This window comes from Bacillus sp. 16GRE42 (assembly GCF_019837435.1).
GTDB classification, from domain to species: Bacteria; Bacillota; Bacilli; order Bacillales; family Bacillaceae_G; genus Bacillus_A; species Bacillus_A wiedmannii.
This window is the reverse complement of the sequence record NZ_JADAXF010000006.1, coordinates 169513-190197: the sequence shown is the minus strand read 5'-3', so window position 1 is coordinate 190197 and position 20685 is coordinate 169513. Positions and strand designations below refer to the sequence as shown.

The window sequence follows — 20685 nt, the reverse complement described above, 5'->3', positions numbered from 1 at the left end:
GGATTGTTTAAGAAAGGGGGATAAGAAATGGCTTTGTTTGGTTATCCACTTGAAACAATTTATTTATACGGATTTATTATTGCTACTATACTTACTGTTATTTATATCTTTTTTGGAGATATATTTGAATCCATATTTAGTTTTGGAGGCGGATCGGTATCCGTTGTTACTTTATTACTTAGTTTTTTCGCCATGTTATGTGGACTTAGTTATATAGGAGAATATTTATTTTCCTTTAATAGCATTCTTATTTTTGGGGCTGCATTTGCTATATCCTTTATTGGTGTCTTCATAATGAAAATATTAATTTTAAAGCCGATTGCAGAAGCAGAACAAAACACTGTGCAGCGTATGGATGAATTCATTGGTTGTAAGGGAGAGGTCATTACGACTATTCCTACAGAAGGGTTTGGTGAAGTATTAATTTCCTCCCAATTTGGAAACAATGCAATCCTAGCTAAAACAGTTGGAAAGAAAGATATTTCACAAGGAACGGAAGTTATTATCGAGGGAGTCCAAGATGGTGTTTTACTTGTACAGAACATCGCTTATTCTTTAAAGAAACCAAAATTATAAGGGGGAATTTACATGACGATTCCATTAATTATCGGTGGAGTATTACTCGCAATTTTAATTCTACTCATTTTAGTATTCATTACAAAGTATCGAACAGTTGGACCAGATGAAGCATTAATTGTTACTGGAAACTGGCTTGGTGGCGGGAAAAATGTAGTTACCACTGATGATGGAAAGAAGATTAAGATTATTCGTGGTGGCGGTACTTTCGTAGTTCCGATTATGCAAAGAGCAGAGCCTTTAAGTCTATTAAACTACAAATTAGAAGTGGGAACACGTGATACGTATACGAAACAAGGTGTACCGATTACAGTAAATGGTGTTTCTATTATTAAAGTAGGATCTACTATTGAAGAAGTTTCTACAGCAGCTGAACAATATTTAGGAAAAGAAACAGAAGAGTTGAAAATAGAAGCAAAAGAAGTTTTAGAAGGTCATCTACGTGCTATTTTATCTTCTATGACAGTAGAAGATGCCTATAGTAATAGAGAGCAATTCGCTCAAAAGGTACATGAAGTAGCTTCTACAGATTTAAAGAAGATGGGACTTCGCATCGTTTCCTTTACAATTAAAGAAATCATGGATAAGAACGGTTACTTAGATGCACTTGGTCAGCCACAAATTGCGATGGTTAAGCGTGATGCAACAGTTGCAAATGCAGAGCGTGAAAAAGAGGCACGAATTGAAAAAGCTCGTGCTGAGAAAGAAGCGAAAGAAGCTGAGTATCAACGTGATGCACAAATCGCTGAAGCTGAAAAACATAAAGAGTTAAAAGTACAATCTTATAAGAGAGACCAAGAACAAGCTCGCGCAGATGCAGATCTTTCCTATGAATTACAACAAGCAAAAGCGCAACAAGGTGTTACAGAAGAGCAAATGCGCGTTAAAATCATTGAGCGTGAAAAGCAAATTGAATTAGAAGAAAAAGAGATTGCGCGTCGTGAAAAGCAATATGATGCAGAAGTAAAGAAAAAGGCAGATGCAGATCGCTATGCTGTTGAACAATCAGCAGAAGCGGAAAAAGTAAAACAAATGAAAAAAGCAGATGCAGATCAATATAAAATTGAAGCGGAAGCAAGAGCACGTGCAGAAGAAGTTCGTGTAGAAGGTTTAGCGAAGGCGGAAATCGAAAAAGCGCAAGGTCAAGCAAAAGCAGAAGTACAAAAAGCACAAGGTACAGCGGAAGCAGATGTTATCAGATTAAAAGGTTTAGCAGAAGCGGAAGCGAAACAAAAAATTGCAGAGGCATTTGAGTTATATGGTCAAGCGGCAATTATGGATATGGTTCTTAACATGCTTCCAAGTTATGCGAAGGAAATTGCAAGCCCGCTTAGCAACATTGATAAAATTACAGTTGTCGATACAGGCGGTGGTGGTAAAAATAGCGGCGCCGGAAAAGTTGCAGGTTATGCGACTGATTTAATGGCAACGATGCAAGAAACATTAAAAGCTTCTTCTGGCATTGATTTAAAAGAGTTATTAGAAGGATTTGCTGGAAAAGGAGCAGTACAACAATTATCAAACGATAAACCTGTTGTATCTGTAGTAGAAGATGCGAAAAAAGAAGTAGAAAAAGATAAAGAATAGTAAAGCGGGAGGAACCTCTAGTAAGTGAGATACTAGAGGTTCTTCAGTGAATTATAATATTTCGAATAATATACATTTTTATATATTGTTTTAATTATTTAATTTATATAGAATGAAAAAGGTATGTATCAACTCTTCAATAGAGAAAGAGATAGAGAGTCGCATTGATACATTTGAATCGTATGATTTATATAAAGAAATTAAATGTAAAAAAATTACATTTAAAACGGTATGGAGGGGTAGAAATATGTTTCAAGGGAAATTAAGGAGTAGTAGTTTAAAAGCAAAGTTACTTGTATCATTTGTTATGATTTTAATTCTTCCAAGTATTGTAATTGGTTGGACGTCTTATCAGCAGGCCAAGACGAATTTTAATGAAACGATTGTAAACTCGGCGAAAGATAATATAAAAATTTTGGATAATGTAATTAACAAGGAATTAGATAGTAAAAAAGTAGATGCAACTTATTTTACGAAATTATTCACACACTCAAGTTACCAAGCAGACCAAATTCAAAACATCCAAAATAAACTAGAAGAATACAACAAATTACATCCAGAAATGGAAGCAATCTATACAGGATCTAGTAATGGACAGTTTATTCAATCACCAGCTATTCAGATGCCAGACGGATATAATCCCACAGAAAGAGATTGGTATAAAGAGGCAGTGAAGAAAAGCGGAGAGGTAATTGTAACTGCTCCATATAAGTCACAAACGACAGGGAATATTGTTATTACACTAGCGAAACAAAATGAGGATAAAAGTGGCGTTCTTGGGATTGACTTAATAATTAATGATATTGTTACTACTTCCAAGATGGTTAATATCGGTAAGGAAGGGTATGTAGCAATATTTGATCAAGATAAAAATGTAGTAGCACACCCGAAAATGAAGCCGGGAGAGAAATTAGAAGAGAAACTTAGTAAGGAATTTTATAAACAGGAATCTGGTGATTTTCATTATTCATTAGAGGGTGAAGACCGTAATATTACTTTTAAAACGAATAAGAAAACTGGATGGAAAATAGCAGGAATTATGCCTTCAAAAGAAATTATTGAAGCAGCTGAACCTATTTTCTATAAAACGATAACTGTTATTGGTATTTCATTAATAATTGGCGGGATTTTAATTTACTTCATAATTGCTTCTATTATTAATCCGTTAAAACAACTTGTTATATCATCGAAAAAGATTAGTGAAGGCGATTTAACAGAATCTATTGCAGTTCATTCTAAAGATGAAATTGGACAGCTAGGAGAAAGCTTTAACGAGATGGCAGCATCATTACAGAATGTCATTTCCAATATAAATACTTCAGCAGGTCATGTAGCGGCATCTTCAGAAGAATTAACAGCTAGTATGAAGCAGACGAGTGAAGCGACGGAACAAATTACACAAGCGATAGAGCAAGTGTCGAGTGGAGCGGAAATACAAACGAAAGAAGTCGAAGAAGGCGCGACATTATTAGAAGAAGTTACAGAAGGAATTCAACGTGTGGCAGACAGTTCTTCATTAGTATCCACAGCATCTATGTATACGAAGAAAAAGGCTGAAGATGGTGGGAAGTTAGTTGAACAAACGGTGAATCAAATGCAATTAATCCATGAGTCTGTTTCACAATCAGATAAAGTGATTGTGTTGTTAGATGATAAATCGAAGCAAATTGGAGCAATCCTTGAGGTAATTCAACATATTGCAGAGCAGACAAATTTATTAGCATTAAATGCTGCAATTGAGGCTGCGAGAGCTGGAGAACAAGGAAGAGGATTTGCAATTGTAGCAGATGAAGTGCGAAAGTTAGCAGAACAATCAGGACAGTCTTCTACGGAAATTGGAAAATTAGTAAAAGAGATACAATTTGACATAAAAGAAACAGTAAGCTCTATGAAGCAAGTTGGAACAGAAGTACAATCAGGACTTGTAGTTGCAAATGAAACGAAGCAAAGCTTTACTGAAATATTGAAGTCTACAGATGATACAGTTGTACAAATTGATAGTATGGTAGAAGTAGCGAAACAAATGACAGTAGATGCAAAACAAGTTAGTGCATCTATTAATGAAATTGCAGCTACGATTGAAGAAAATGCAGCAAGCGTTCAAAATATTGCTGGTTCTTCAGAGGAACAATTAGCTTCAGTAGATGAAATCAATGCAGCAGCAGTTCATTTATCGCAAATGGCAGAAGAATTACAAGAGATGATTGGGAAATTTAAAGTGTAATAAAAAATGTTAAGAAACGAGGTAGTAATTGTATCTCGTTTCTTTTTTTTGTGAAGATAAAAATAAAGAAATATAGAGTAACCGTGTTATGATTAGGTGTAATTATAAAAGACTGTAAATTCGTTAAATTCTATCTTTAATTATGTTAGGGGAATGGTTTTGAAATTTAAAAAGTTAAAACTGCAACCGAGAATTACAATAACAATTAGTACACTTATTCTAGTCGTACTTCTATTAACAAGTTATTTATTTTATTACATATTGTCTGAAACGGTAGAAGAGCAAATTGGGAAACGGGCTTTGCATGTTGCGAAAACAGTTGCCGCTATACCTGAAATCCAGGAAGCTTTTCAAAAAGAAAACCCAGCTTCTATTATTCAGCCAATTGCAGAAAAAATTCGAATTGATACAGATGCTGACTTTATTGTAGTTGGAAATAAAGAGGGGATTCGGTATGCGCATCCTGAGCGAGATAAAATAGGAGAAGCAATGGTTGGTGGAGATAATAAAGGCGTTCTATTAGAAGGGAAGTCTTATGTTTCGAAAGCAACTGGATCATTAGGCCCTTCATTACGTGGCAAAGTTCCAATCCGTAATCAGGAAAATGAAATTATTGGCGTGGTGTCTGTTGGATTTTCAATGAATGATATTCATGGAGCGGTAGAAGTATATGGAAAGCGTGTATTTTGGATTACAGTAATAGGTCTTTTAATCGGGATAATTGGTTCTATATATTTAGCCGGAAGTATAAAAAGAATGATGTTTGGGATGGAGCCAGAAGAAATTTCATCTTTATATGAAGAGCATAGTACAGTGATTCAATCTGTACGTGAAGGGATTATTGTCATTGATCACAATGGCATGATTAGTTTAGTCAATCAAGCGGCTTATGATATTCTTTCGTTAGATGAACAGCGTAATATTATTGGAGAATTTATTTTAAATGTAATTCCTAATTCAACGATACTAGATGTACTTCAAACTGGTGAAGAACAGTTTGATCGTCAATTAAATATAAAAGGGCAGGCTGTTATTGCGAACCGTCTACCTATTAAAGTAAAGAATAAAGTAACTGGCGTTGTATCGAGTTTACGTTTGAAATCTGAAATGGATCAGTTAACGGCAGAGTTATCTCAGACGAAGCAATATACAGAGGCATTACGAGCGCAAACGCATGAATATAATAATTTGTTGTATACGCTTTCAGGTCTTATCCAGTTAGAATCATATGAAGATGCTTTAGAGCTTATTCATAAGGAAACAGCGGTATATCAAGATTTTGTTCAATTTATTATGAAGCGAATTCAAAATCCATGGTTAGGTGGAATTTTAATTGGATTCTATAATAGAGCACGAGAGTTAAAGATTGATTTTATGCTAGATCGAGAAAGTAGCTTAGATAAATTAAGCCCGCACATTGAGAGTAATTACGTCGTTTCTATTTTAGGAAATTTAATTACAAATGCATTTGAAGCAATTGAAAGAAATGAAGAGAATGATAAGAAGGTAAGGATGTTTGTAACTGATATTGGAGAAGAGATAGTAATTGAAGTGGAAGATTCAGGACAAGGGATTCATGATGAAGTCATTACTAGCATATTTTATAAAGGCTTCTCGACGAAAGAAGGCGGGAAACGAGGATATGGATTAGCAAAAGTGAAAGAGTTAGTAGAAGAGTTAAATGGAAGTATTGCAATCGAAAAAGGGGATTTAGGTGGTGCATTATTTATTATTGCATTACCAAAAGAGAGAGGCGAATTGTAATGGGTGAGGAGATTGAAGTATTGATTGTAGAAGATGATATTCGAATTGCGGACATTCATCGTCGTTTTACTGAAAAGATTGAGGGATTTAAAGTAATTGGAACAGCAACGACTGGAGAACAAGCGAAAGAATGGCTAGAGCTTGTGAAGCCACAGCTCGTTTTATTAGACGTGTACTTACCTGATATGCAAGGAACGGAACTTGTCACATATATTAGGCATAATTTGCATGATACAGATATTATTATGATTACAGCTGCATCGGAAACAGATGTAGTGAGGCACGCTCTACGAGGCGGAGTAACAGATTATATCGTAAAGCCACTTATGTTTGATCGATTTAGGGCGAGTTTGGAAAGTTACCAAAAAAAGATTTTGCAGTTAAAGAAAACTAATCAATTATCTATAGAGCAAATTGAACATTTATGGTCTCAAAGAGGCGTAAAGGGAAATGAAATAGAATATGCCCCGAAAGGGATAGATCCTTTAACTTTAGCAAAAATAAAAAAGCATATGTTAACAGTTGATGAAGAAGGTATTACGGCAGAAGTGTTAAGCTCAATGGTTGGGGTAAGCCGATCAACAGCGAGGCGCTATTTAGAGTATTTAATATCTGGAAAGAAAGTTCATGCGGAGCTTATATATGGGAGTGTAGGGAGACCAGAAAGAAGGTATTTTCTTGTTTCTTCATAACAAAAAAACAGTAGAGAATTACATTTCTTCTACTGTTTTTTCACGTCTTATATCGGAATAATTCCGATTACAATTCCCGTAATTAACATCACCATTGTCGTTCCAACAGCCCAAAGTAACGTAAAGCGTTGATGTTCACCAAAATCAACTTTGGCCATTCCGACTAATAAATACGTGGAGGCGACAAGAGGACTTAATAAGTGAACAGGTTGCCCGAGTAATGAAGCGCGTCCCATTTCAGCTGCACTAATTCCGTAAGCAGCGGCAGCTTTCGTTAAAATAGGTAGTACCCCGAAGTAAAATGCATCATTGGACATGAAAAATGTGAACGGCATACTAAGAAGAGCTGTAATAATCGGTAGTTGTGGTCCAAGAGCGTCAGGTATAAGAGTAACTACACTTTGAGCCATTGCATCTACCATTTTTGTTCCTGATAAAATACCAGTGAAAATTCCAGCGGCGAATACGAGAGAAACAACCGCTAATACGTTTCCAGCGTGAGAAGCAATACGTTCTTTCTGTTGTTCTAAGTTCGGATAGTTAAGCATAACAGCAATGGCGAAAGCGATTGTAAATAAAACAGGTAACGGCATAACTTCTAGTATGAGACAGACAAGTAAGGTAACAGTTAATAAAAAGTTAATCCATAGAAGTTTAGGGCGTTTATGAACGACAGCTTCTACTGTGGCAGCTTGCTCATCCATCGTTTGCATTTGTTTTAAATATTGTACATCCATAATTCCTAATCGTTTTCTTTCTTTTTTGCCAAGATAGTAAGCAACGAAAACGACCCAAATTGCACCAGCGATCATCCCTGGTATAAGTGGTGTAAAGAGCTCTGATGCGTCTAGTCCAAGAGCACTCATAACCCGAGCTGTCGGTCCGCCCCAAGGTGTAAGATTTGTCACTCCTGCTCCTAACATAACAACCCCAGCTAATATAAGTGGATTCATTCCAAGGCGTTTATATAGTGGGTACATTGCGGAAACAGTAATCATATACGTTGTTGTTCCATCCCCATCTAATGAAACGATAATCGTAAGAATCGCTGTACCAACAACTATTTTTAAAGGATCTCCTTTTACAAATTTCAAAATCCTACTAATGACGGGATCGAATAAACCGCTATCAATCATAATTCCAAAATACAAAATAGCAAACATAAGCATAATACCAGTAGGTGCTAGTTTTTGAATTCCTTCTAACATCATAGGTCCCATATCTGCATAAAAACCGCCGATTAATGCGAAAGTAATTGGAATTAATATTAATGCTACTAGTGCTGACATACGTTTCGTCATAATTAAAAACATAAAGACACATACCATCGCAAATCCAAGTAGTGCTAACATGTAATCTCCCCCTCAAAAATGATTGCGCTTTCAAAATGTAATGAAAATTCAGAAAAAGTGTTTTTTATTTATCATAAAAGTATTCATTCAAATGGTAAATAATTTGAAAAATAACATCATTAGAAGCATAATTTTTATTTTGGTCATTTTGTTCACGGTAGTTAATTTGAATTTTTAAAAAGTAAGCTGCTCTCCGTAAGAATGGTAGAATAAGATGAAAATATTGAAGTGTGAAATAGGGAGTAGATTTTATATGAAAACGAGAATTGAAAAGATTTATAGTTCTTATGAAGGAAAAGTAGAAGAGATTTTTGTTAATGAATCTTCTTACGTATATGAGTGGGAAAATTTAATGATGATTCGAAAAAATAACGGTGAGCTTGAAAAAGTTGCGGTTGGTATTAGTGGAAATATAAGATTAGTAAATGTAGTTGCTGGGCAGCAAATTAATACAGATACATTATTAGTTAAGTTAGAAGATGATTTATTAATTACAGGTTGTGAATGATGAGAGATGTGTAGAAATGGCTACACATCTTTTTTGGTCTTTATATTACAAAAAGTACATTATTTTTTCACAAATCTCACACAACTTTTTGATATGCTCCTTGTGGAAGATACGGTTAGGGAGGAAGTAAAATGAGAACAAAGTATGTGACACTTGCTATATGCTTATTCTTTGTCTTTACAATAGTAGGATGTGGTAAGAAACAAGTAGAGGCTGTAGCAATTGATGAGAAACATGATAAGTGTGATATTTGCCAAATTGGGGTAATGGATAATCAATTTGCAACAGAAGTCATTTTAGAAAATGGAAAAGCGTTAAAGTTTGATGATATCGGTTGTATGTATAAATGGATGGAGATTAATCCAGGAGAAAAGACGAAAGAAAAATTTGTTCGAGATTATGATTCGAAAGAGTGGATTTCATTAGAAGATGCGACTTACGTATATGATAAAACAATAACGACACCGATGGCTTATAATGTCATTTCATTTGAAAATAAAAAGGATGCAGAGAGTTTTGTGTCTAACTATAAAGGGAAAGTTCTTTCATATAAAGAGCTAGCAGAGCATAAATGGGAAATGAATAAAGAGATGATGGGGAACCCGAAAAAGGGAAATCACGGTGGTCATCATTAATACTAAAAAAAGACAACTACATAAGTTGTCTTTTTTTAGTATTACTCAGGTGCAAATATAGAAAAGGTGTAAAATTTTTAGAAGAACGGTTACAATGGAATATAGTAACCTAAAGCAATTATTTATGTACTTTTTAGAAATGTATACAAATGCGGTAAAATCGTGCTAAACTAATTGCTTCATAATGTTAATGATGAGGCCATCAGGCACATCATTCCAATAGGTTGAGAAACATAGTATAGGTTTTAAGATAATCCGATTAAAGAAGGAATATAAAGGGCTTATGGATAAATGTACTCAAGAAGAGTTATTGTATGTGATGGAGGAATGGTTAAGAAAACATTATCTTTCATAGGAGCTGTAGTTGTGAGAAAACAAAAAATTTTATTATGTATGTTATTAGGACTTTTAATGACGGTAGTGGCTTGCGATAAGCAAGAGGAGCCAGAATCGAAACCGGTTCATGTGAAAAACGAAAAGAAAAAAGAAAAGCATAAAGAACAGGAAGAACCTAAAGAAGAAAAAAGTATAAATTTAATGGACAAACAGTTGCTACTTTCTGCGACTCTTGGTGACACGGAAACAGCTATGAAGTTGATTCAAGATGGAGCTAATATAAACGTAGAAGGTGACAACGGAGAAACTCCTATCCTTGCAGCAACGTATCAAAATCATGTAGAGACAGTTAAAGCATTAATTGGTGCAGGTGCTAATATTGAAAGTAAAGATGAGAAACAAAGTAATCCATTTCTTTATGCAAGTAGAGAAGGATATACAGACATTGTAAAGCTACTAATTAATGCAGGGGTTAATACGAAAGAAATTACTAAATCAGGTGGAACAGCACTCATTTCTGCATCTGAACGTGGCCATATAGAGGTTGTAAAAGAATTGTTAGAGCATACAGATATTGATGTGAATTATAGAAATGCTCGTGGTGGAACGGCTTTAGTAGAAGCAATCGTATTAGGAAACGGTAGTGAAAATCATAAGAAAGTAATTCAAATGCTTATTGACCACGGGGCAGATGTAAATATGGCCAATAAGGAAAATATTACGCCACTGCAATATGCTGAAAAAAGAGGTTTTAAAGATATTGCAAATATGTTGAGGTTAGCTGGAGCGAATGAAGTCGTACAGCCACAACCACAACCAGTGGAATAACAAGATAAAGAAATAAAAAGTACGAAATAATCTCATTTAGATAGACAGAATGAAGAAGTCATTTAGTATGATGGATTCAGTAATGTGTATTTGAATGGGATTTTTGTTTTGGGCATGAAAAATAGATTATGAATGGTATATGGAGTAACTAAGGAGGATATAAATGAGGCTTTCAGAACTTGATTTAATAGCAATTCAGGTAGAGGTTTTATTTGTTCATAATCAAGTAGGAAAAATGAAATATGTAAATGAACAAGGGAATCCGAAAGCACCACGCTTTTTTCTTGGCAGAACTCGTGAAGGGAGTATAACGAGATATCATTGTGATCTGGATGATGGAACGGTAGGTAAGATTGAGAAATTAATTCGAGAACCTTCAAATCATATAGAGATAGCAAAGATCATTGATGTATTAAATGAAGAAAGAACAGTGAAAAATATTTGGATGGGCCCTGCTTTCATGTTCTCTAATAATTTACATAAGCCAACTAGAACAATACAGATAACAGGGAAGAATAAAGAGCTTTTGCGAGAAAATTTTCCTAATCTAATAGAACAGATGGAATGGAGGCAACCTTACTTTGCAATTGTAAAAAATGAAAAGGTAGTTTCTATATGTTGCAGTGCTAGGAGTACGCCTGTAGCTGCTGAGGCGAGTGTGGAAACTTTAGCGGAGTTTCAAGGGAATGGATATGGTACTGATGTTGTTACAGCCTGGGCGATATCAATACAAGAAGAAAAACGCATTCCACTTTATAGTACTTCTTGGGATAATTATGCTTCACAAGCAGTTGCGAGAAAACTAAAATTGATTAACTATGGAATGAATTTGCATATCACTTAAATTTTAAAAGTAGTTGTTTGCTGTTGGGGTTCATTCGTATATTTAGATTATTGTTAAAAAAATATGGTGAATATTAACATTCGATTAACACCTAATTAACAATCTATCAAAACTGACTTAATAAATGAGTAATATAGTAAAGGTAACAGAATAACTAGGGTAGAGAACATTTGAGAACACCCGCTTACATATAACGTGCCACTTTCTTAGGTGTGCTCTATTTCCTAGAGTTCAAATAAGGAGAAAGGTGTTCTATGTAAGTAGGTGTTTTTAGTTTGGATAAAAATAGAAAAGCTAGGTGGAACAAATGTTCAAAGAACCTTATATTGCGATAATAAAATATCGGAAAGGGTACAAAACATACAAAAAATTACCGAAAACAGTTTTTCTTATGACTGGTTCAATGCTGGAGTTACCAGAGCGTGTATATGAATTACAGAAGCATGGACATGATGTATTTCTTCATTGTGATTTTATACAAGGTTTAAATACAAATACAGAGGAAGCTCTTTTGTATATTCAAGATGTTATCGGGGCGCAGGGTATTATTTCAACAAAAGGTTCGACAATTCGAAATGCTAATAAAATTGGATTAAAAACGATTCAACGCATTTTTATTGTTGATACTTTATCTCTTACAAAATCAATTGAGAATTGTAAAACGACTAAAACGAATGCGGTAGAGATTATGCCTGGGATTATGCCTTCCATTATTAAGCGGTTAGCAGAGGAAATAGAATTTCCTATTATTGCAGGCGGACTGATTCAAACACGAGAAGATGCGGAAATTGCTATTCGTGCAGGAGCAAGTGCAATTTCAACGAGTCATTATGAAGTATGGATACAAGAAGAAAAAAGGAGTGCAATCTTGTGATTGAATTGAAAAATGTTTCAAAGGTGTATAAAAATGCGGAAGAGACAGCGGTTAAAGGTGTATCGGTTCACATTAAAAAGGGCGAGTTTTTTGTTTTAGTTGGACCTTCAGGATGCGGGAAAAGTACACTATTACGAATGATTGCTGGCTTAGAAGAGATTTCTTCGGGGGATTTAATTATTAATGAACATGTTGCAAATGATTTAGAGCCGAAAGACCGTAATCTATCAATGGTATTTCAAAATTATGCGCTATATCCACACTTATCTGTAGAAGAAAACATTTTATTCGGACTTAAGGTAAGAAAAGTACAAAAAGAAGAGCGACAAAAGCGATTAATGGAAGCAATTGAAATGGTAGGACTGAAAGAGTATGTAAAAATGAAGCCAGGACAATTATCAGGGGGACAAAGACAGCGTGTTGCGCTTGCTAGGGCGATCGTGAGTCAAGCACCAATTTGTTTAATGGATGAACCACTTTCGAATTTAGATGCGAAATTACGTGCGCAAATGAGGATTGAAATTAGAGAAATTCAGCAACGGTTAGGAATTACAATGATTTACGTTACTCACGATCAAATAGAAGCGATGACTATGGGAGATCGTATCATGGTCTTAAATAAAGGGAGCATACAGCAAGTTGGAACACCGCTTGATATATATAACGAACCAGCGAATGAATTTGTTGCAAGCTTTATAGGGTCTCCTTCGATGAATATAAATGATGGAGAAATGGACAAAGAAAAAGGTGTATTACATATAGGGGAATTGCAAATTCCATTATCTAATGGACTGTTAAAGCAATTACCAGAAGGAACAATTCGAATAGGCATGCGTCCTGAACATATTGAACTGTCTGAGGAAGGGCAAGAATTCACGTTACAATCTGTAGAAGTATTAGGGAACGAATCTATATTAAATTTCGCGGTAAATGGAATAACTTGGAGTGCAAAAGTCATTGGACAGCTACTCCTGAACAAAGGTGACAAAGTAAAATTATTATTCTCGCAAGATAAGTTATGCTTCTTTCACCAAAATACGAATGAACGATTAAAAGTGGTAGCTGAAGAAGAGTTGAAAGTGGTGGCGAAATAATGATTGAGGTAGGCAAGTTACCAGCACAAGCAAAAGTGTCAAAAAAGAAGAGTTTATGGAGTAAAACGAAAGATTTAAGAATAGGATTATTATTTTTGGCGCCATCTATTTTACTATTTTCGATTTTTCTTTTTTATCCATTATTTAGGACGATTTACTATAGCTTTTATTTAACAGATATACACGGAGAAGCTAATCTTTTCGTTGGCTTAGAAAATTATCAATACTTATTTTCTGATCCTGCTTTCTACAAAAGCATAAAGTCAACTTTATTATTTGTTGTATATACAGTGCCTACGAGTATTATATTCGCTTTATTTCTTGCATTGATTGCAAATGGAAAAGTAAGAGGTATTGGGTTATTCCGTGTGTTATTTTCTTCCACTATGGGAATATCAGTAGCTGCTAGTGCGGTGATTTGGCTATTTTTATTTCATCCAAGTGTCGGGTTATTTAATAATATATTAGCCTCTATGAATCTACCTGCAATCGCATGGTTAACGAGTCCAGATTGGGCATTGTTCTCTGTATCGGTTACAACGGTTTGGGTGAATACAGGATTTGCATTTTTAGTTATATTAGGTGGTTTACAAAATATTGATACGTCTTTATATGAGAGTGCATCTATAGATGGCGCTAGCTATTTATATAAGCTTCGCCGTGTTACATTACCGATGCTATCACCAACTTTATTCTTTATCGTGACAGTAACGTTAATTAGTGCGTTCCAAAGCTTTGGACAAATTGATATTTTAACGCACGGTGGACCAAATGATGCAACAAATTTAATTGTGTACTCGATTTATAAAGAGGCGTTTGTGAATCATCAATTTGGAACAGCAAGTGCACAAGCGATGATATTATTTGTTTTCATTTTCATTACTACATTACTTCAATTTAAGTTTGCTGAGAGAAAGGTGCATTATAAATGATCGTTAAACAGTGGAAACAAAATTTCCTATTATATATGCTGCTCATTATTAGTGCAGTAATGGTGTTTTTTCCTGTACTGTATGCGTTTTTAATAAGCTTTATGACACCAGATGATATTCAAATGAGAAGGCTATTTCCGACCCAATTTACTTTTGATAATTTTATTAATATTTTTCAAAAAGTACCGCTTTTGACATACTTGTATAACAGTTTAGTTGTATCGACAGTCGTTATGATTGGACAACTTATCGTATCAAGCTTAGCGGCTTATGCTTTTGTCTTTCTACAGTTTAAAGGAAGAAACCTTATTTTCTTCCTGTTTATTTCAACGATGCTTATTCCGTGGGAAGCAACGATGGTACCGAACTTTTTAACGATTCAAAACTTCGGTTGGATCAATAGCTTTGCTGGGATGACAGTGCCGTTTTTTGCAACAGCTTTCGGTATTTTCTTGTTACGTCAACATTTTATGACGCTTCCGAATGAACTGAAAGAAGCAGCCTTTATTGAAGGGATTGGAAATGTAAGGTTTTTATTTAGCGTCGTAATTCCGTATTGTAAAACGAGTTTTATTACGCTTGGAGTATATAGTTTTTTAACAACATGGAATATGTACTTATGGCCACTCTTAGTGACCACTGATGAAAAAGTAAGAACAGTTCAAATTGGTGTAAAGCAGCTTCAGTCTCAAGAAGTTGCAACTGATTGGGGAAGCGTAATGGCCGGTGTTACGGTTATTGTCATTCCAACACTGATTTTACTATTTGTAGGGCAAAAGCAATTACAACAAGGATTAACAAAAGGTGCAATTAAATAACCAAGAGAAGGTGAGATTAAAATGAGTTTAGTTAAAAAAGGTGCTGCTCTATTAATGGCAGCAACAATGGCATTATCTAGTGCCGCTTGTTCAAGTAGTAAAACGGAGGGGAAATCTGAAGCGCAGGCAAAAGTAGCACCAGTTGAAAAAAATGGTGATAAGACTGTAATTCGTTTTTGGCATGCGATGGGTGGAAAAACACAAGGCGTACTAGATGGGCTTGTTGCAGACTATAATAAGTCACAGAATAAATACGAGATAAAGGCAGAGTTCCAAGGGACATATGAAGAGTCTTTAACGAAATTTAGAACGATGTCTGCTACGAAAGAAGCGCCAGCTCTTGTTCAGTCGAGTGAAATTACAACAAAATATATGATTGATAGCAAAAAGATTACGCCAATTGATAGTTGGATAAAAAAAGATAAGTACGACACCTCAAAGTTGGAAAAAGCAATTACAAATTATTATTCAGTTGATGGAAAAATGTATTCTATGCCATTTAATTCATCTACACCAGTACTAATTTATAATAAAGATGCTTTCGCAAAGGCGGGCTTAGATCCAGAAAAAGCTCCGAAAACGTATGCGGAATTACAAGAAGCAGCGAAAAAGTTAACGATTAAAGAAGGCGGAAATGTAAAACAATATGGATTCTCCATGCTGAATTATGGTTGGTTCTTTGAAGAATTGTTAGCGACACAAGGTGCTTTATATGTAGATAACGAAAACGGTCGCAAAGATGCTGCAAAGAAGGCGGTATTTAACGATAAAGAAGGACAGAAAGTATTTGGAATGTTAGATGATTTAAATAAAGCTGGCGCACTTGGAAAATATGGAGCAAGTTGGGATGATATTCGTGCCGCGTTCCAGTCTGGACAAGTTGCTATGTATTTAGATTCTTCAGCTGGTGTTCGCGACTTAATTGATGCATCTAAGTTTAATGTAGGCGTGTCATATATTCCATATCCAGAGGATTCGAAACAAAATGGTGTTGTTATTGGCGGAGCATCATTATGGATGACGAATATGGTTTCAGAAGAAACACAACAAGGTGCTTGGGACTTTATGAAATATTTAACGAAGCCAGACGTACAAGCAAAATGGCATACTGCAACAGGCTATTTCTCTATTAATCCAGATGCATACAATGAACCATTAGTAAAAGAGCAATATGAAAAATATCCACAGCTAAAAGTAACAGTGGAACAATTACAAGCGACGAAGCAATCTCCAGCAACTCAAGGGGCTTTAATTAGTGTATTCCCAGAATCACGAGATGCAGTTGTAAAAGCATTAGAAGCAATGTATGACGGAAAGAATAGTAAAGAAGCGTTAGATGAAGCTGCCAAAGCAACTGATAGAGCAATTAGTATTTCAGCTCGTACGAGTCAAAAATAAGAAAAAGCCGTATCCGAAAAAGGATACGGCTTTTTCAAGGAGATAAGGGATCAAAAAAATGAAGAAGTCTTATCTCTTTTATATGAGTAAAGGGTCTAGAATGAATCTTGTCCTTTTCATTATTTGTTTAACTCCATTGCAACTTGTTTGCCATTTACGAAAACCTCTGCCACCGCTACTACAACTTCCATCACTTTTTTCATGTCTCATCTCTCCTTGTTTTTTGTTTCATTTCTTACTTTTAGTATAAGGAAATATAGCACTTGCAACTATCGAATTGGATGACAAGAGACTTACATTGTTGTAAGGACAATCGTTTTATTTGTAATAAATGTGATTTTGAATATGGATTCAGAAATTTCTGTTGTTTTGAACTATAATTAGAAAGAGAGTGGTTTAGAAAGAAGGGGGATAATATGAAAAGAATTCTTGTTATTAGTGATATTCATGGAGAAATAGAAAAGTTCGAACAGTTATTAGAAGAAGCTCAATATGATGCAAGACAGGATCAATTGATTTTATTAGGGGATTATGTAGATCGTGGTCCCAATGCGCGTGCTGTAATTGAAAAGGTAAAAGCGTTAAAAGAAGAGGGAGCCCTCGTTCTAAAGGGTAATCATGAAGATATGATGATTAAAGCGTTAACGACTGATGAAGAACGTTCATGGAACCATTGGGTAAAAAGGAATGGTGGAGATAAGACTTTATACAGCTATGGCTTTGTAGATGAAGATATTGTAGTTAATGAAGAAGCCTTCCAAAAACCAATTTTACAATCGCATGTTTTAGAGGAACATGTAAAATTTATTCAAGAATTAGATCATTACATTGAAACAGAAGAGTATATATTTGTACATGCCGGTGTTGAGCCATTGAAGCGAGTTTCGGAATGTGAACCATATACGTTAATGTGGATACGTAATGAGTTTCATAGTGGGTATAGTGGTGAAAAGGTTGTTGTATTTGGTCATACGGAAACAAAAACGTTTCATGGTAGTGAGAATTGTGGCGTGTATTTTGGGAGTAATCGTATTATAGGGATTGATGGCGGTGCTGTATATGGTGGCCAGTTAAATTGTTTAGAATTGCCGAGTAAAAAGGTGTACGTAGTAAAAAGTTGAAAGAGATAAGGGGAATCTTATTTCTTTCAATTTTTTATTAAGAAAAATTTAAGGAAGAATTTTTATAATAAATCTTTCAAATTTTATATTGAGAAAAACGTTAAAATATAATTATAAATAGGATTGAACGATATGGTGGAAGGTGAGAATATGCGCTTACTCGTAGTAGAAGATAATGCTTCTTTATTAGAGTCTATTGTCCAAATATTACGCGATGAATTTGAAGTAGATACAGCATTGAATGGAGAAGATGGATTATTTCTAGCATTACAAAATATATATGACGCCATTTTGCTTGATGTGATGATGCCAGAAATGGACGGTTTTGAAGTAATTCAAAAAATACGTGATGAAAAGATTGAAACACCAGTCCTATTTTTGACAGCGAGAGATTCTTTAGAAGATCGCGTGAAAGGCTTGGACTTTGGTGGGGATGACTATATCGTTAAGCCATTTCAGGCTCCAGAGTTAAAAGCGAGAATTCGTGCTTTATTACGACGAAGCGGTAGTTTAACAACAAAGCAGACTATTCGTTATAAAGGGATTGAACTGTTCGGAAAAGATAAAGACGTTCAAGTAGATGGACAAAGCATGAAGTTAACATTAAAACAATATGAGCTTCTAGAGTACCTTGTTCAAAATAGCGGAAAGATTTTAATGCGTGAACAAATTTTTGATCGTGTTTGGGGATTTGATTCAGATACGACAGTAGCAATTGTAGAAGTGTATGTACATCATTTACGTAAAAAATTAGAGCCATTCGGTTATCAGAAAGATATTCAAACTGTTCGAGGTATTGGATATATATTAAAAGAACAATGAAAAAGGGAAGCATGTTTCAGAAAACACGCATTCGATTGACTATATTGAATTCATTAGTATTTATTATCTTGATAGGTGTATTAGGCAGTATCATTTATTCATACACATATAATCGTATTTATAATGAAGTGGATCAATCTATAAAAATGAAGGCTCAGTTTGGAAAAAAATTTGATGCTAAAATATTACCAAGAAAACGTATGGAGAACATTAAAATTGGAGATCCCCGGATAACTAAAATAACTTGGAATGGGAAAGTAGTAGAGATAGAGGGAGATAACCATAAATTTCGTTCTAGCTTTGAAGGGAATTTGGATCAGTTTTTCCCAAAGAAGTTAGGGGATTTGCAAGATATTGAAGTGCAAGGACGATATTTTAGAACCTTTGCGTTTAAAGAAGATGGGAAAATAGTTCAAATTGTACGCGATACAACAGCTGAAGAAGAGATGCTAAATACTTTATTTTTAATTCTTGTTATAGGTTGTAGCGTAGGAAGTTTATGTGCAATAGGAATTGGCTTTTTCTTAGCTGGCAGGGCACTCATACCCATTCAAAATTCATGGGAAAAACAGCAGCAATTCGTTTCGGATGCATCACATGAATTAAGGACACCACTTGCAGTTATTCAATCAAAAACGGATGTGTTATTTCAGTCACCATCTGCGACAATAGAAGAAAAAGCGATGGATATTTCTACGATTTCAAAGGAGTGTAGACGGTTATCTAAGCTTGTAACTAATTTATTATTGTTAGCACGTTCGGATTCTAATCAAATTGAGATGGATAAGAAAACATTTGAAATGGATAAATTGTTAGAAGAAATAGTAGATCCATATAAGGAAATTGCTTCATATCAAGAAAAAGAGATGATATTGAAAGTAGAACATGACATATCATTTATGGGTGATAGAGAGAGAATTCATCAAATGATGGTCATATTGTTAGATAATGCGATGAAGTATACAAATGGGGGCGGGCATATTCAAATCGATTGTACGCAAACGAGCAGCTCAATTCGTATACGGGTGAAAGATGACGGGATAGGGGTTAAAGATGAGGACATCCCAAAATTATTTGATCGTTTTTATCAAGGTGATAAAGCGAGAAGTGCGTCAGAAGGAGCGGGATTAGGCCTTTCAATCGCAAATTGGATTGTAGAAAAGCATTATGGGAAAATATTAGTAGAGAGCAAATGGGGAGAGGGTACTTGTTTTGAAGTGAATTTCCCTAAAAACCAAAGAATATAAGTGAGAAGACGATCTTGTTTTTACAAGGTCGTCTTTTTTTAAGGGAAAGTTAAGAAACTATTTATAACATGTATGATATACAGAAAGTTCGCCCTATGAAGAAGCGATTATAAAAAGGTATTTGAGCAGATTATATCGATCATAATGTTATTTCGATTATGTATAGGGAATGATGGAAAAGAAAGTGTAAGAGGGAGGAATTAATTTTGAAAAAGAAAATGATGACGGTATTCACTATTGGAGTAATGAGCCTAAGCATATTAGGGGGTGCCTCTCCTTCTGAAACATCAAAAGGAAAGACAAATTACACGCAGCGCAGTAAAGAACAATTAAATAATGGGAAGATACATGCGGTGCATACAGAAGAAAAGGCGGAGAATCTAGGTATTGAAACAGAAGGGAAAGAACAAATTACGCTAGAAAAAGAAATTCATGAGACGGAAGTAGGAAGAGAAGCTGAACAGTTAGGAATTTCGATTGAAGGAAAAGACGTTGGAACTCTTTCAGAAGAAATCTATGAAACAAAAGTGAAGCAAGAAGCGTTAAAGCTAGGCATATCTATAGAGAATACAACGATTGTAAATTTAATTACTCAAATTAATACGATTAAAATTAGCGATGAAGCGGATAAATTAGGTATTTCGACAAATGGAAAAGAAATAGAGGACATTGCGGAAGAAATCTATGGAACGAAAGTAAGAGAGGAAGCAGGGAAGTTAGGTATTTCACAAAAAGGAAAAGAGATAGAAGCGTTAGCGCAAGAAGTGTACGAACAAAAAGTGCAGGAAGAAGCAAAAAAATATCAGATTGATTTGTATGGTAAAGATATATATCAAGTATTAAGCGAAATTAATGAACAAAAAGTGTTACAAATGGCAGATGAGCTTAATATGGATAAAACGAATATGAACGTTCAAGAATTAGCAGAAAAAATTAAAAAAAATCAGCCTGAAAAAGGAAAAGAACTAAATTTTGTACCGGTGATTCGCACGGATGCTGACGCGTTTTATTCTTATTTAACGAACTAAAAAGG

19 protein-coding genes and 1 pseudogene are annotated in these 20685 nt (G+C 34.9%); 19 read left to right on the top strand and 1 reads right to left on the bottom strand.

The features are described from left to right. Nucleotides 1–27: 27 nt before the first annotated feature. From ILS93_RS25130 to ILS93_RS25110, 6 genes and pseudogenes are all read left to right on the top strand, one after another. Entirely contained in the window at nt 28–576 is a 549-nt protein-coding gene (locus ILS93_RS25130) for an NfeD family protein (RefSeq protein ID WP_001173143.1), read from the top strand. Nucleotides 577–588: 12 nt separating this feature from the next. Then, on the top strand, nt 589–2163 hold the full coding sequence (locus tag ILS93_RS25125) for a flotillin lipid rafts scaffold protein FloT (RefSeq protein ID WP_064477154.1): 1575 nt from the start codon (nt 589–591) through the stop codon (nt 2161–2163). 112 nt (nt 2164–2275) lie between these two features. Further along, nucleotides 2276–3445: pseudogene (locus ILS93_RS29155) on the top strand (HAMP domain-containing protein); the annotation flags it as partial. Next, on the top strand, nt 3440–4387 hold the full coding sequence (locus tag ILS93_RS29150) for a methyl-accepting chemotaxis protein (protein WP_372584348.1): 948 nt from the start codon (nt 3440–3442) through the stop codon (nt 4385–4387). The pseudogene ILS93_RS29155 and the gene ILS93_RS29150, both read left to right, overlap by 6 nt. A gap of 153 nt (nt 4388–4540) precedes the next feature. Continuing rightward, nucleotides 4541–6151, top strand: a complete 1611-nt coding sequence (locus ILS93_RS25115) for an ATP-binding protein (RefSeq protein ID WP_078183459.1) — start codon at nt 4541–4543, stop codon at nt 6149–6151. Then, nucleotides 6151–6843: a response regulator gene (locus ILS93_RS25110; protein WP_048562839.1), complete on the top strand. Its 693-nt coding sequence runs from the start codon at nt 6151–6153 to the stop codon at nt 6841–6843. Before ILS93_RS25115 ends, ILS93_RS25110 begins: the two co-directional genes overlap by 1 nt. A gap of 47 nt (nt 6844–6890) precedes the next feature. On the opposite strand, the gene ILS93_RS25105 is transcribed toward ILS93_RS25110, so the two are convergent. Then, nucleotides 6891–8195, bottom strand: coding sequence for a CitMHS family transporter (locus ILS93_RS25105; RefSeq protein WP_222661578.1), 1305 nt, complete (start codon nt 8193–8195; stop codon nt 6891–6893). Between the two features lie 253 nt (nt 8196–8448). On the opposite strand from ILS93_RS25105, the gene ILS93_RS25100 reads away from it, so the two are divergent. From ILS93_RS25100 to ILS93_RS25040, 13 genes are all read left to right on the top strand, one after another. Further along, nucleotides 8449–8703 (top strand): hypothetical protein, encoded by a 255-nt coding sequence (locus ILS93_RS25100; protein ID WP_064477150.1) that lies wholly within the window; start codon nt 8449–8451, stop codon nt 8701–8703. Between the two features lie 131 nt (nt 8704–8834). Beyond that, nucleotides 8835–9338, top strand: a complete 504-nt coding sequence (locus tag ILS93_RS25095) for a nitrous oxide reductase accessory protein NosL (protein WP_064477149.1) — start codon at nt 8835–8837, stop codon at nt 9336–9338. Nucleotides 9339–9629: 291 nt separating this feature from the next. Further along, on the top strand, nt 9630–10502 hold the full coding sequence (locus ILS93_RS25090) for an ankyrin repeat domain-containing protein (RefSeq protein WP_000287346.1): 873 nt from the start codon (nt 9630–9632) through the stop codon (nt 10500–10502). Nucleotides 10503–10665: 163 nt separating this feature from the next. Next, nucleotides 10666–11346, top strand: coding sequence for a GNAT family N-acetyltransferase (locus ILS93_RS25085; RefSeq protein ID WP_064477148.1), 681 nt, complete (start codon nt 10666–10668; stop codon nt 11344–11346). A gap of 307 nt (nt 11347–11653) precedes the next feature. After that, on the top strand, nt 11654–12220 hold the full coding sequence (locus tag ILS93_RS25080; protein ID WP_222661577.1) for a glycerol-3-phosphate responsive antiterminator: 567 nt from the start codon (nt 11654–11656) through the stop codon (nt 12218–12220). Next, nucleotides 12217–13314 carry an ABC transporter ATP-binding protein gene (locus ILS93_RS25075; RefSeq protein ID WP_064477146.1) on the top strand — a complete coding sequence of 366 codons (1098 nt, stop codon included), beginning with the start codon at nt 12217–12219 and terminating at the stop codon, nt 13312–13314. The genes ILS93_RS25080 and ILS93_RS25075 overlap by 4 nt, the downstream gene beginning before the upstream one ends. Continuing rightward, complete coding sequence (locus tag ILS93_RS25070; protein ID WP_064477145.1) at nt 13314–14246, top strand: carbohydrate ABC transporter permease; 933 nt, start codon at nt 13314–13316, stop codon at nt 14244–14246. Before ILS93_RS25075 ends, ILS93_RS25070 begins: the two co-directional genes overlap by 1 nt. Further along, complete coding sequence (locus tag ILS93_RS25065) at nt 14243–15064, top strand: carbohydrate ABC transporter permease (protein WP_064477144.1); 822 nt, start codon at nt 14243–14245, stop codon at nt 15062–15064. The genes ILS93_RS25070 and ILS93_RS25065 overlap by 4 nt, the downstream gene beginning before the upstream one ends. A gap of 21 nt (nt 15065–15085) precedes the next feature. Further along, nucleotides 15086–16462 carry an ABC transporter substrate-binding protein gene (locus tag ILS93_RS25060; protein WP_064477143.1) on the top strand — a complete coding sequence of 459 codons (1377 nt, stop codon included), beginning with the start codon at nt 15086–15088 and terminating at the stop codon, nt 16460–16462. A gap of 416 nt (nt 16463–16878) precedes the next feature. Continuing rightward, nucleotides 16879–17583 (top strand): metallophosphoesterase family protein, encoded by a 705-nt coding sequence (locus tag ILS93_RS25055; protein ID WP_078183462.1) that lies wholly within the window; start codon nt 16879–16881, stop codon nt 17581–17583. A 150-nt stretch (nt 17584–17733) separates the two neighbouring features. Beyond that, nucleotides 17734–18405: a response regulator transcription factor gene (locus ILS93_RS25050; protein ID WP_001238626.1), complete on the top strand. Its 672-nt coding sequence runs from the start codon at nt 17734–17736 to the stop codon at nt 18403–18405. Next, on the top strand, nt 18402–19652 hold the full coding sequence (locus ILS93_RS25045; RefSeq protein ID WP_078183463.1) for a sensor histidine kinase: 1251 nt from the start codon (nt 18402–18404) through the stop codon (nt 19650–19652). The genes ILS93_RS25050 and ILS93_RS25045 overlap by 4 nt, the downstream gene beginning before the upstream one ends. Before the next feature lie 206 nt (nt 19653–19858). Further along, nucleotides 19859–20680, top strand: a complete 822-nt coding sequence (locus ILS93_RS25040; RefSeq protein ID WP_064477140.1) for a hypothetical protein — start codon at nt 19859–19861, stop codon at nt 20678–20680. Nucleotides 20681–20685 lie beyond the last annotated feature (5 nt).

What these genes read in the sequence shown, in the direction of transcription:
- ILS93_RS25130 (WP_001173143.1), top strand. Translation starts at nt 28, where the DNA reads ATGGCTTTGTTTGGTTATCCACTTGAAACAATTTATTTATACGGATTT.
- ILS93_RS25125 (WP_064477154.1), top strand. Translation starts at nt 589, where the DNA reads ATGACGATTCCATTAATTATCGGTGGAGTATTACTCGCAATTTTAATT.
- ILS93_RS29150 (WP_372584348.1), top strand. Translation starts at nt 3,440, where the DNA reads ATGGCAGCATCATTACAGAATGTCATTTCCAATATAAATACTTCAGCA.
- ILS93_RS25115 (WP_078183459.1), top strand. Translation starts at nt 4,541, where the DNA reads ATGGTTTTGAAATTTAAAAAGTTAAAACTGCAACCGAGAATTACAATA.
- ILS93_RS25110 (WP_048562839.1), top strand. Translation starts at nt 6,151, where the DNA reads ATGGGTGAGGAGATTGAAGTATTGATTGTAGAAGATGATATTCGAATT.
- ILS93_RS25105 (WP_222661578.1), bottom strand. Translation starts at nt 8,195, where the DNA reads ATGTTAGCACTACTTGGATTTGCGATGGTATGTGTCTTTATGTTTTTA.
- ILS93_RS25100 (WP_064477150.1), top strand. Translation starts at nt 8,449, where the DNA reads ATGAAAACGAGAATTGAAAAGATTTATAGTTCTTATGAAGGAAAAGTA.
- ILS93_RS25095 (WP_064477149.1), top strand. Translation starts at nt 8,835, where the DNA reads ATGAGAACAAAGTATGTGACACTTGCTATATGCTTATTCTTTGTCTTT.
- ILS93_RS25090 (WP_000287346.1), top strand. Translation starts at nt 9,630, where the DNA reads ATGTACTCAAGAAGAGTTATTGTATGTGATGGAGGAATGGTTAAGAAA.
- ILS93_RS25085 (WP_064477148.1), top strand. Translation starts at nt 10,666, where the DNA reads ATGAGGCTTTCAGAACTTGATTTAATAGCAATTCAGGTAGAGGTTTTA.
- ILS93_RS25080 (WP_222661577.1), top strand. Translation starts at nt 11,654, where the DNA reads ATGTTCAAAGAACCTTATATTGCGATAATAAAATATCGGAAAGGGTAC.
- ILS93_RS25070 (WP_064477145.1), top strand. Translation starts at nt 13,314, where the DNA reads ATGATTGAGGTAGGCAAGTTACCAGCACAAGCAAAAGTGTCAAAAAAG.
- ILS93_RS25065 (WP_064477144.1), top strand. Translation starts at nt 14,243, where the DNA reads ATGATCGTTAAACAGTGGAAACAAAATTTCCTATTATATATGCTGCTC.
- ILS93_RS25060 (WP_064477143.1), top strand. Translation starts at nt 15,086, where the DNA reads ATGAGTTTAGTTAAAAAAGGTGCTGCTCTATTAATGGCAGCAACAATG.
- ILS93_RS25055 (WP_078183462.1), top strand. Translation starts at nt 16,879, where the DNA reads ATGAAAAGAATTCTTGTTATTAGTGATATTCATGGAGAAATAGAAAAG.
- ILS93_RS25050 (WP_001238626.1), top strand. Translation starts at nt 17,734, where the DNA reads ATGCGCTTACTCGTAGTAGAAGATAATGCTTCTTTATTAGAGTCTATT.
- ILS93_RS25045 (WP_078183463.1), top strand. Translation starts at nt 18,402, where the DNA reads ATGAAAAAGGGAAGCATGTTTCAGAAAACACGCATTCGATTGACTATA.